Consider the following 11373-nt stretch of genomic DNA (forward strand, 5'->3'; position numbering starts at 1 on the left):
ACGGCGGCGGACCGCAGGCCGTGGTCAACGAAGTGGGGGTGCTAAACCTAAAGGCGCTCAAGAGCGCCAAGATTACCGAGTTGGCTCAGGTTGCGCGCGATTACGATATCGACGGCGCGGCCAACATGCGTAAGCAGGAGATGATTTTCTCGATCCTGCAGGCGCAGGCCGCCAAAAACGGCTCCATCTTGGGAGAGGGGGTGCTGGAGATCCTGCCTGATGGCTTTGGGTTTCTGCGCGCACCCGACTACAACTATCTGCCCGGTCCCGACGACATTTACATCTCACCCAGCCAGATTCGCAAGTTCAACCTGCGCACCGGCGATATCGTCTCCGGCCTGATCCGGCCGCCCAAGGAGGGGGAACGCTATTTCGCCCTGCTCAAGGTCGAATCCATCAATTTCGAGGAGCCCGACCGGGCCCGCGACAAAATCCTCTTTGACAACCTCACCCCGCTCTATCCGCAGGAGCGGATCAAGCTGGAATTCGATCACGAGGATTACACCACCCGAATTATCGATTTGGTGGCGCCCATTGGTAAAGGCCAGCGGGGCCTAATTGTAGCTGCTCCCTTCACCGGCAAAACCATGATGCTGCAGGCGATGGCGCGCGCGATCGCCCACAACCATCCTGAAGTCGTCCTGATCGTGTTGCTGGTCGATGAGCGGCCCGAAGAAGTCACCGACATGCTGCGTTCGGTTAAAGGCGAGGTGGTAAGCTCGACCTTCGACGAACCGGCCACCCGTCACGTGCAGGTTGCCGAGATGGTGATCGAGAAGGCCAAGCGTTTAGTCGAACACGGGCGCGATGTGGTGATTTTGCTGGATTCGATCACGCGCTTGGCGCGAGCCTACAATACCGTGGTCCCGCCCTCGGGCAAGATACTGTCGGGCGGGGTTGACTCCAACGCTTTGCACAAACCCAAGAAGTTCTTCGGCGCGGCGCGCAACACCGAGGACGGCGGCAGCCTGACCATCATCGCCACCGCCCTGGTGGATACCGGCAGCCGGATGGACGAAGTGATTTTCGAGGAGTTCAAGGGCACCGGCAACCAGCAGGTGGCGCTGGACCGCCGGCTGTTGGAAAAGCGTATCTTCCCGACCATCGACATTCAGCGCTCGACGACGCGCAAGGAAGAGCTGCTGTTGCCGCGCAGCACGCTCAACCGGATCTGGATTTTGCGCAAGCTGCTCTCGCAGCTCAATGCGGTGGAAGCGATGGAGTTCCTGCTGGACAAGATGCAGGGGACCAAGACCAACGATGAGTTCCTGGAATCGATGAACAACTAGCTTGCGCTGGGTGCGGCGGCGGCATGCCAGCAACGGCGGGCCAAACGGCGCGCTTTGCCGGCTGCGCGGGCTTTGCTAAAAACTCAAGGATGGCGAGCGACAAGGAAAAGAGCAGGTTATGACTGAAATCAGCATGAAACAGCTTCTGGAGGCCGGGGTCCATTTTGGCCACCAGACCAGCCGCTGGAATCCGAAGATGAAACCCTACATCTTCGGCGCCCGCAACGGCATCCATATCATCGACTTGCAGCAGACCGTGCGGATGTTTCGGGCCGCCTACGACTTCGTGCGCGATCTGGCGGCGGCGGGCGGCAGCGTGCTGTTCGTGGGTACCAAGAAGCAAGCCCAGGACATCATCCGCGAAGAGGCGGAACGAGCCGGCATGTTTTATGTCAACAACCGCTGGTTGGGCGGGATGTTGACTAACTTTCAGACCATCCGCGCTTCTATCGAACGGCTCAAGAAGGTCGAGGAGCACATGGTCGATCCCGCGATGATCAACGCCTTGACTAAAAAAGAGATGAGCGACCTGGGGCGTGAGCATACTAAGCTGATGGCGACCCTGGGCGGGATCAAGAATATGCGCCGGCTGCCCGACGCGCTGGTCGTCATCGACACCAAGAAGGAAGAGATTGCGGTAGCCGAAGCTAACCGACTCAGTATTCCGGTAGTGGCGGTGGTGGACACCAATTGCGATCCCGATCTGATCGCCTACCGGGTGCCGGGCAACGACGACGCCATCCGCGCCATCAAACTATTTACGGCGGCGATGGCGGATGCGGTTTTGGAAGGACGCCAGCTCCAGGAAGAACGGCAGAAGGGGCAAGCCGATCTGAGCGGTGGAGACAGTGGCGCGGTGGCGCCCGAGCCTGAAGCGCCCCAAATCGTCTGAGCGCCGAGTAAGAGGAAGCTAATGGCCGAAGTAAACGCCGCGGTTGTCAAGCAATTGCGGGAGAAGACGGGTGCCGGGGTGATGGATTGCAAGCGCGCCCTGGCCGAATGCTCGGGCCAGCTTGAGCAGGCGGTGGTGTGGCTGCGGGAAAAGGGGATCGCGGGCGCGGCCAAGCGTGCCGGCCGAGTGGCCTCCGATGGTACGATTGGCGCCTATATCCATACCGGCGGCAAGCTGGGGGTGCTGCTGGAAGTCAATTGCGAAACCGATTTTGTGGCTAAGACCCCGGAATTTCAGAATTTGGTCAAGGAACTGGCCATGCAGGTGGCGGCCACCAACCCGCGCGCGGTGCGGCGTGAGGAAATTCCCCCCAGCGTGATCGAGCAGGAGCGGCAGATCTACGCCGCCCAATCGGCCGGCAAGCCGGCGCCTGTGGTGGACAAAATCGTGGAAGGCAAGCTGGAAAAATTCTACCGTGAAGTCTGCCTCCTGGAGCAGGGCTACATGCGCGATCCGGCCCGTACGGTGTCCGAACTGATCGCCGAGTATTCGGCTACGGTAGGGGAGAAGATCGAGGTGCGCCGGTTCATCCGCTTCCAACTGGGCGAGACTGCCAGCGAGGGTTCGGATGGCGCCGGAACGGCCTAGTCCGGGCCCGCCCCCGCTCGGTGCTGCGCCTGGGGGGCAACCGCGCTATGCGCGGGTCTTGCTCAAGCTGTCGGGCGAAGCGCTGGCCACTGCCGCCGGCGGCGGAATCGATCACCAGATGCTGGCGCGAGTGGCGGCGGAACTCAAGGAAGTTGTCGCCTTGGGGGTTCAGTTGACGGTGGTGATCGGCGCCGGCAATTTGCTGCGCGGCAGTGAATACCAGGCGCGCGGGATGGATCGCACCACTGCCGACCACATGGGAATGTTGGCCACCGTGATCAACGCCTTGGCTCTGCAGGACGCCTTGGAGCGCTGCGCTGCTACCACCCGGGTGATGTCGGCGATTAACATTCAGGCGGTCTGCGAGCCCTACATCCGCCGCCGCGCCATCCGCCATCTGGAGAAGGGGCGCGTGGTGATTTTCGCGGCCGGCACCGGTAATCCCTATTTCACCACCGATAGCGCAGCCAGTCTGCGGGCGCTGGAAGTGGGGGCCCAGATCCTGCTCAAAGCTAGCCATCACGTCGATGGGGTGTACGACCGTGACCCGATGCTGGACCACGCGGCCCAGCGCTTCGACCATCTAACTTATCTCGATATCCTGAGTCGCAACCTCAAGGTGATGGATTCCACAGCCATCTCGATGTGTCGCGACAACAATCTGCCGGTGCTGGTTTTCAATTTGCGCAAAGGCGGTAATATTAAACGGGCGGTGATGGGCGAGCAGATCGGAACCTTGGTCAGCGAGAGCTAAGCTTAGGAACCCAGCCGAGAGCCAAGCCATGAAGGATGAAGTGCTAGCGCAAGCCCACAAAGACATGGAAGCGGCAGTGGCCGCCTTCCGCCATGAGCTGTCGCGGGTGCGTACCGGGCGGGCCTCTACGGCGCTGCTGGAAGGGTTGCTGGTCAATTACCACGGGGCCAAGGTGCAACTGCGCCAATTGGCCGCACTGGCCGCGCCCGAGGCCCGACTGCTGGTAGTGACGCCCTATGATCGGAGCGCGATGCATGAGATTGAAAAGGCGATCCAGCAGGCCAGCGAGCTGGGTCTGGTGCCACAAAACGACGGCAAGTTGATTCGCATCCCGATTCCGCCGCAAACCGAGCAGAGCCGGCGCGAGACCGCCCGCCATATCCACAAGATCGCCGAGGCGTATCGAGTTTCTATTCGTAACCATCGGCGCGACGCCAACGATCTGCTCAAGGATCTGCATAAGGAAAAGCAGATCACCGACGATGATTTGCGTAGCGCCGAGGCCAAGGTCCAGCAGTACACCGGCGAATTTATCGAAAAGCTCGATCAGGTGTTGGCCGCCAAAGAGGCCGAGGTCATGGAGGTTTGAGGGCTCATGGAGGTTTCAGCCTCGGGTAGAGCTGGAGCGGGGCGAAATTGTCGGAATTGCCGCTGAGTGAGTTTCCCGACTTGGTGTTGGACGCCGCGCGCCTTCCCCGCCATGTCGCGATCGTAATGGATGGCAATGGTCGCTGGGCCACCCAGCGCGGCCTGCCGCGCCTGGAAGGCCATCGGCGTGGCAAGGACTCGGTGCGCGCCATTATCGATGCCGCGCGCGAGCTGGGTATCCAGTTCCTGACCTTGTTCGCCTTCTCCAATGAGAATTGGCACCGGCCCGGCACCGAGGTGCGCTTCTTGATGCAGCTCCTGCATCGCTACCTGGTCACCGAGACCAAGCGCCTAACCAAGCGCGACATCCGCCTAATCGCGCTGGGGGATTGCTCGCGGCTCCCCTCGGCGGTCCATCAGGCCCTCGCCCAGACGATCGAATACACCGCCGGCAATCGCTCGATGACCCTGGCCCTGGCCTTGTCATACAGCGGCCAGCAGGATGTCGTGCGCGCGGCCCGCCAACTGGCTACCGCGGTCGCCGAAGGGCGTCTGCGGGTGGATGAAATTGACGAGCGGATGGTGGCCAATCAGCTTGATACCGCCGGCTTGCCCGACCCCGATCTGCTGATCCGGACCTCGGGCGAACTGCGCTTATCCAATTTTTTCCTCTATCAACTCTCCTACACTGAGCTCTACTTTACCGATACTTTATGGCCCGACTTTCGTGCCCGGGATTTTCTTCTCGCTTTGCGCGCCTACCAGCGTCGCGAGCGGCGCTTTGGAGCGATCGAACCATCGGCCGGACAGCCTTTGCGTGCCGCTAACTAGGATCGCCACCGCAGCGGTCGCGCTGCCGCTGTTTGTCCTGTTGATCTGGCTGGTACCCGCGCCAATCTTCAGCGCGCTGGCCGCCTTGGCGACGATGTGGGGCGTGCATGAGGTGCTGGCGATGGGTGTACGGCCGGCAGTGTCGGTCAGGATATCAGTGGCCATCACGACGCTGGTGGCCATGGCCGCCTTGCTGATTGGTGGCGGGACGCTTTGCTGGCCCTTGGCTTGGCTTGCGGCTGTGGCGGGGGGCGTGATGGTCGCGATGGTTGAGTGGGGAGGCCGTCGGCCGCAAAAGCTAGTCGTGGTCCTGGGCAGCCTGTATGTCGCAATCGCCTTGCCCTACCTCGCGCTGGTGCGTAATCGGCCTCAGGGCTGGCGCTGGCTGTTGTTGATGGTAGCAATCGTGGTGGCCACCGACTCGGCGGCCTACGCCGCGGGCAGCCGCTGGGGCCGGCGCAAATTGCTGGCGCGGGTAAGTCCTGGCAAAACGCTCGAAGGCGCGTTGGGTGGTTTGACCGGGGGTCTGCTGGCTGGTTTGGTGTTAAGTCAGGTTTTTGGTGTAGGCTGGGAGCCATGGTGGCGGACGGCGGGATTGGCGCTTGCGATAAGCGCTGTCAGCCAGGCCGGAGACTTGGCCGAGTCGGCCCTCAAGCGGTTGCGAGGAGCCAAAGACTCGGGGCGGCTGTTCCCCGGCCATGGGGGGCTGCTGGATCGCGCCGACAGTCTGATGCTGGCGGCGTTGTTTACCTATTATACGGTTCGCTGAGCGCGTGCGCGCTCCATTGAGGTTTGGATGCTGACCTCGGTTATCGCCGCGGTGGTGATTTTGGGAGTTCTTATCCTGGTCCATGAGGCCGGCCACTTCGTGGTCGCTAAATGGGCCGGAGTCAGGGTTCTACGCTTTTCGATCGGCTATCCCCCCAAGATCGCCGGCATTCGCCGTGGCGGCACCGAGTATGCCATCGGGGCGACCCCGCTGGGCGGTTACGTGCGGATGCTGGGCGAGGAGATCAACGAGGAGCTCAACCCAAGCGAAGTACAAACCTTCTTGACCGAGCTAGGCCAGGATCTACTGGCCGATGCTGCTCGGCACAGCTCGGCGCGGCCCAACGCCACCACCGACGGCTTGGCCGACTTGGCGCACAGCTTTGTGAACGCCTCCGACCCGCAAGCCTGGGAGCGCGAGAAACTCGGTCGCCCGCTGCTCCCCGAAGAGCGCGAGCTGGTGGAGGAAATCTCTCGCCACGCTGATAGCGCGGCGGCGATTGCGGCTTTGGCGCAGCATCGACCGCCGCTTTTGACCCGGCGCTTGGAGGAGCAGGCCTTCCCCCACCAAACGCTGATCAAACGCTTTGCGATCGTGTTGGCGGGACCGCTGTCCAATATTGTATTTGCGCCCGTGCTGCTCACGGTGGTTCTGATGTATGGGGTGCCGCGGTTGCGACCGATTTTGGGTGAGGTCAAGGCGGGGTTACCGGCGGCTAGCGCGGGCTTGCGCGCGGGCGATCTCATCCAGGCGCTTGACGGCCGCCCCATCCGCAGCTGGGAAGATCTCTCCAATCGGGTCAAGGACAGTGGTGGGGCGGCGCTGACGATCGAGTATGAACGCTCTGGGGCGATTCGGCGGGTGACCCTCAAGCCGGCGCGCCAGAGTGAAAAGACACCCTTTGGCGATAGTGCGCCACAGTGGGTAATCGGAGTCTTGCCACGCGGTGATTTCACCATCCATCGCGATGGTCCACTGCGAGCGGTCTACAACGCAGTTATTCAAAGCGCGCAAATGAGCGCGATGTTGGTGGTCGGGATCGGCAAGATTTTTGCTGGTAGCACCCCGGTTCGCCAAGCCCTGGGCGGCCCTATCATGATTGCCAAGATGGCCGGCCATGAAGCCCGCCAGGGGTTCGCCAGCGTGGCGATGTTTACCGTGATGCTCAGCCTAGAGCTGGGGATCATCAACCTTTTGCCGGTGCCGATGCTCGACGGCGGCCATCTGCTATTCTTCGTGATCGAGGCGGTGCGCGGGCGTCCCTTGCAGGTGCGCCATCGCGAGATCGCCCAGCAGGTCGGATTGTTTCTGCTGGTGATGTTGATGGCGTTCGTGATTTTCAATGACATCTCACGCATCGTTCAAGGTTGAGTCGCTGCTTGCAGAGGCAAGCCAGGTGGGGCCGGTTCTGGGTCTGGAAACTGGCGGCGCGCACGCCAGCTTGGCGCTAAGTTGGTCGGGCGGCTTGACCACCGATAGGTTGCCGGCGGGGGAGCCTCACGCTCGGACATTGGCGAACGCCGTGACCCGATTAATGGATCGATGCGGCATAGGGTTGGCGGACCTGGCGGCGATCGCGGTGGGTTTGGGCCCGGGGTCATTCACCGGCCTGCGCGTGGCGCTGAGCTATGCCAAGGGGATGACGCTGGTGGGAGGCTGCCGCCTGGTCGGGATTCCCAGTCTGGATGCCTTGGCGCTGTGCGCGGCGGTGGCTTGGCAGCCGACCCACGAGTTGCAATTGTGCCCGTTGCTTGACGCTCGCAAGGGCGAGGTGTACGCAGCTATTTATTGCGGGCAGCATGAGGGGTTGGTCCGGCTGTGTGATGACTTGGTTATCAAACCCCGGGAATTGGCTGCTCGGCTGCAAGAGCCGGTAGTGTTCTTCGGTGAGGGCGCGCTGGTGTACGCCGGTGAGCTGGTGGCGGCGCGCCAGGGGAGGGTGGCGGAGTTGGGGGCGGGGTGGACGGCGGCGGAGGCGATTGCGATCTTGGGAGCGGCGCGGCTGGCGCGCCATCAGATCGATAACGCACGCGGCCTGGAACCGCGCTATGTGAGGCCCCCGGAGGCCGAGCTCAAGCTCAAGCGGGCGAGCACGGCGGCCGGAGCGGAGGTCGTATGGAGCAGCGAGAAGAAGCGCTCGTTCACGAACATTTCGATGATGCGGAGCTGAAGGCGCTGTATGTCGAGCACCAGGAGCTCAAGCGCCAACTGGAAGAGTTCCGCGGCAAATTGCATTTGAGTAACGAAGAGGAAATCGAAAAGAAGCGGTTGCAAAAGCGCAAGCTTTCCTGCAAAGACCGCATCATGGAAATTTTGGCGCGATATCGATAGGCGGATTGCCCCTCCCCGCGGCGATTCTCCTTCTTAGCGCCTGCCGATGGCAGATGCCCAGTCGTACTATATCCGTCTTAGTCGAAAACGAATTCGGCGTGCTGGCCCGGGTCGCGGGACTGTTTTCCGGCCGCGGGTACAACATCGAATCGCTCACCGTCAACGAGGATCCGAGCGATCCCACAATGTCGCGCATCATCTTGATCACCAGCGGTGATGAACAGGTGCTTGAACAGATCAACAAGCAGCTCAACAAGCTGGTGGCGGTCATCAAGGTGACCGACTTCGAGGAGGTCGAGACCATCGATCGCGAGCTGGTGCTGGTGCGAGTGGCGACGGACGAGCGCACGCGCCCGGAACTGGACGCGATCGTGTCGGCCTTTCGCGCCCGAGTGGTGGACATTGGGCCGCGCTCTACGACCGTGGAGCTGACCGGCGACGGCGATAAAATCAAGGGCTTCATCGCCTTGCTCCGCCCGCTGGGGATCAAGGAGGTGGTGCGCTCGGGGCGGATCGCGATGGCGCGCGCGGTGCAACCCAACGGCCACGGTGCGCGGCGCCAACTAAAGGAGAGTGCTTGAAAATGAAGGTGTTTTACGATCGCGATGCTGACCTGAGCGCGCTGGCTGGGCGCAAGATCGCGATTATCGGTTACGGCAGCCAGGGACATGCCCACGCACTTAACCTGCGCGACAGCGGAATGGACGTGCGAGTGGGGCTGGGGGTGGACAGCAAATCGCGTCCCAAGGCTGCCGCCGCCGGTTTACGTGTGATGGATGGCGCGGCGGCGGCGCGCGAAGCCGACGTCATCATGATGCTGGTGCCGGACGAAGCCGGCGGCGATATCTATCGCGAAAGCGTTGCGCCCGGGCTGGCGGCGGGTAAGTACCTGGCCTTCGGCCATGGCTTCAACATCCATTTCAAGGCGATCGTGCCTCCTCCCGAAGTCAACGTCTTTATGATTGCACCCAAGGGGCCTGGCCACCTGGTGCGTTCGGAATACAGCAAGGGGCGTGGGGTTCCCTGCCTGCTGGCGGTGGCCCAGGATCCCTCGGGCGATACCGCGCGGGTCGGACTGGCCTACGGCAGCGCTATTGGGGGGGGGCGCGCGGCCATCATCGAGACGACTTTTCGCGAGGAGACCGAAACCGACCTCTTTGGCGAGCAATCGGTGCTGTGCGGCGGGCTGACCGAGCTTATCCGGGCCGGTTACGAGACTTTGGTGGAGGCCGGCTACGCGCCCGAAATGGCCTACTTCGAGTGCCTGCATGAGGTCAAGTTGATCGTGGATCTGATATACGAGGGCGGCATTTCCAATATGCGCTACTCGATCAGCAACACCGCCGAGTATGGCGACATGACTCGCGGCAGGCGGGTAGTGGGCGGGCCCTCGCGCGAGGCGATGAAACAGATCCTCAGCGAGATTCAATCGGGTCAATTCGCGCGCGAATGGCTGGCCGAGTATCGGGCTGGGTTGCCAACTTTCAAGCGGTTGCGTGCCGAGGGCGAAGCCCATCCGATCGAGGAGGTGGGGCGCAAGCTGCGCGCCTTCATGCCCTGGCTGGCCAGCGATCGCCTGGTGGACAAAGCGCGCAACTGATGTCGGCCGCGCCGCGCAATAGCGCGCCCCAGTTCCGGCGCCGACGCTTGCCGCTGGCGCCCGAGGGCGCCAAAATCCCGCTTTCGCTGCTGGCCGTAGGTTTGCTTGTCTTCGTGGTCGGCCTACGCTGGGCAGGCGGCTTGATCTTGATGGCGGCCGCCTTCGCGCTGTGGTTTTTCCGCGATCCTGAGCGCGCGGCGCCCCAGCGCGAGGGCGTGGTGTTGTCAGGTGCCGACGGCAAAGTGGTCGAGGTCAGCGAGGGGCCGGCGCCCCACCAGAGCGATGGCCGCTTTCGTAAAGTGGGCATCTTCATGTCGCCGCTGGACGTGCATGTAAATCGCGCGCCCGTGGACGGCGAGGTGGAGAGCGTCGTTCACACCGCCGGGCAATTCCGCGCCGCCTTCAGCGATTACGCCAGCCAGCTCAACGAGCGAAATCTCATCGTATTGGCCGACCGTCAGGGCCGGCGCCATGCGATGGTGCAGATCGCAGGCTACTTGGCTCGTCGCATCATCTGTCGGTTGCGCCCGCATGATTTTATCGTGCGTGGCCAGCGCTTGGGCTTGATTATGTTTGGTAGCCGAGTTGATCATTTTCTACCCTTAGAGTTCCGGGTCACAGTGGCGGTGGGAGATCGGGTGCGCGCAGGCGAAAGCGTGATTGGAGAGCTAGCTCAATGAATGAGCGCTTTCATCCGGCTCGTGCCGGGCGAGCTCGGCTGCGCCTGCTCTCCGAGCGCCTGCGTAGCCATGGCGAGCTCGCAGGTCCGCTGCGCCGGGGTGTGTTCGTGGTTCCGGCGGCGATCACCTCGCTGGGCCTGTTGTCAGGCTTCTATGCCATCATTTCGGCCATCAACGCGCACTTCGAGCTGGCTGCACTGATGATCATCGTGGCCTTTTGCTGCGACGGCCTGGACGGCCGCGTTGCCCGCGCCTCGCGCACCTCCAGCCAGTTCGGAATCGAGTACGACAGCCTCTCCGACGTGGTCGCCTTCGGGGTTGCACCGGCCAGCCTGATCTATATGTTTGGCCTGGAGCCGCTGGGCAACCTCGGTTGGATCGTAAGCGGAGCGTATGTGGTTTGCGCTGCGCTGCGCCTAGCCCGTTTCAATGTCCAGGTGGGTGGGGTAGACAAACGCCGTTTCGTGGGCTTGCCGGTCCCGGGCGCGGCTGCGATGGTGGCCGGGCTGGTGCTGGTCTACAGCTATTTCGAGATGAACTCGGCCCGGCTGTTGAGCACTGTGGCGGCGCCGCTCACCCTAGTGCTGGCCTTTCTCATGATCTCGCGCGTGCCCTATCCTAGCTTCAAGACCCACAAACGGCGCGAGCGCGTGCCGCTGGAGCTGCTGGCCGCGGTGGTGCTGGTGGTCGCGGCCGCGATTACCTTACCTCAGCTAACCCTGTTTGTGGGCGCCACGGCCTACGTCTTGTCCGGGCCAATTCTGATGTTGCGTGGCGAGCGCATCACCATTCATGAGCCTGGTAGTCAAATCGACGCGTCCGAGCAGCACCGGCCCTCCGGCAATCCACGCGCCTAGCAGGCTGCCGCTTTCAGAAGTGCGCATGGCATAGCAGACGAGGCTTTTAGCAGTCTGCTAAGACAATGCTCTCCGCCGTCCGTGGAGGCGCCAGCCGCTGGCCTCCAGGAGGGTTGGCCCATCCGTTCCCGGCC

At 62.5% G+C, this 11373-nt stretch carries 14 protein-coding genes; all 14 read left to right on the plus strand.

The annotated features are described in order from the left end of the window. Positions 1–38: 38 nt before the first annotated feature. The 14 genes from rho to pssA all read left to right on the plus strand — a co-directional run bounded on the left by rho (position 39) and on the right by pssA (position 11239). On the plus strand, positions 39–1289 hold the full coding sequence (gene rho / locus VKV28_12900; GenBank protein ID HLH77694.1) for a transcription termination factor Rho: 1251 nt from the start codon (positions 39–41) through the stop codon (positions 1287–1289). 118 nt (positions 1290–1407) lie between these two features. Next, on the plus strand, positions 1408–2181 hold the full coding sequence (rpsB, locus tag VKV28_12905; GenBank protein HLH77695.1) for a 30S ribosomal protein S2: 774 nt from the start codon (positions 1408–1410) through the stop codon (positions 2179–2181). Between the two features lie 21 nt (positions 2182–2202). After that, positions 2203–2829 (plus strand): translation elongation factor Ts, encoded by a 627-nt coding sequence (gene tsf, locus VKV28_12910; protein HLH77696.1) that lies wholly within the window; start codon positions 2203–2205, stop codon positions 2827–2829. Beyond that, the gene (gene pyrH / locus VKV28_12915; GenBank protein HLH77697.1) at positions 2810–3583 is read left to right on the plus strand and encodes a UMP kinase; all 774 of its coding nucleotides are present in this window, start codon (positions 2810–2812) and stop codon (positions 3581–3583) included. Before tsf ends, pyrH begins: the two co-directional genes overlap by 20 nt. A gap of 28 nt (positions 3584–3611) precedes the next feature. After that, the gene (frr, locus tag VKV28_12920) at positions 3612–4172 is read left to right on the plus strand and encodes a ribosome recycling factor (protein ID HLH77698.1); all 561 of its coding nucleotides are present in this window, start codon (positions 3612–3614) and stop codon (positions 4170–4172) included. 47 nt (positions 4173–4219) lie between these two features. After that, complete coding sequence (locus VKV28_12925) at positions 4220–5002, plus strand: isoprenyl transferase (protein HLH77699.1); 783 nt, start codon at positions 4220–4222, stop codon at positions 5000–5002. Next, positions 4989–5771 carry a phosphatidate cytidylyltransferase gene (locus tag VKV28_12930; GenBank protein HLH77700.1) on the plus strand — a complete coding sequence of 261 codons (783 nt, stop codon included), beginning with the start codon at positions 4989–4991 and terminating at the stop codon, positions 5769–5771. The genes VKV28_12925 and VKV28_12930 overlap by 14 nt, the downstream gene beginning before the upstream one ends. A gap of 27 nt (positions 5772–5798) precedes the next feature. Further along, positions 5799–7142 (plus strand): RIP metalloprotease RseP, encoded by a 1344-nt coding sequence (gene rseP / locus VKV28_12935; protein HLH77701.1) that lies wholly within the window; start codon positions 5799–5801, stop codon positions 7140–7142. Continuing rightward, on the plus strand, positions 7114–7941 hold the full coding sequence (gene tsaB, locus VKV28_12940; protein ID HLH77702.1) for a tRNA (adenosine(37)-N6)-threonylcarbamoyltransferase complex dimerization subunit type 1 TsaB: 828 nt from the start codon (positions 7114–7116) through the stop codon (positions 7939–7941). The genes rseP and tsaB overlap by 29 nt, the downstream gene beginning before the upstream one ends. Beyond that, positions 7887–8102, plus strand: coding sequence for a hypothetical protein (locus tag VKV28_12945; GenBank protein ID HLH77703.1), 216 nt, complete (start codon positions 7887–7889; stop codon positions 8100–8102). Before tsaB ends, VKV28_12945 begins: the two co-directional genes overlap by 55 nt. A gap of 53 nt (positions 8103–8155) precedes the next feature. Then, positions 8156–8683 carry an acetolactate synthase small subunit gene (ilvN, locus tag VKV28_12950; protein HLH77704.1) on the plus strand — a complete coding sequence of 176 codons (528 nt, stop codon included), beginning with the start codon at positions 8156–8158 and terminating at the stop codon, positions 8681–8683. Positions 8684–8685: 2 nt separating this feature from the next. Then, a complete protein-coding gene (gene ilvC / locus VKV28_12955) occupies positions 8686–9702 on the plus strand; it encodes a ketol-acid reductoisomerase (protein ID HLH77705.1) in 1017 nt (338 codons plus the stop codon). Then, positions 9702–10382 (plus strand): phosphatidylserine decarboxylase, encoded by a 681-nt coding sequence (locus VKV28_12960; GenBank protein ID HLH77706.1) that lies wholly within the window; start codon positions 9702–9704, stop codon positions 10380–10382. The genes ilvC and VKV28_12960 overlap by 1 nt, the downstream gene beginning before the upstream one ends. Continuing rightward, on the plus strand, positions 10379–11239 hold the full coding sequence (pssA, locus tag VKV28_12965; GenBank protein ID HLH77707.1) for a CDP-diacylglycerol--serine O-phosphatidyltransferase: 861 nt from the start codon (positions 10379–10381) through the stop codon (positions 11237–11239). Before VKV28_12960 ends, pssA begins: the two co-directional genes overlap by 4 nt. The last annotated feature ends 134 nt before the right edge of the window (positions 11240–11373 follow it).

Source organism: Candidatus Binataceae bacterium (assembly GCA_035294265.1).
Lineage (GTDB): Bacteria > Desulfobacterota > Binatia > Binatales > Binataceae > DATGLK01.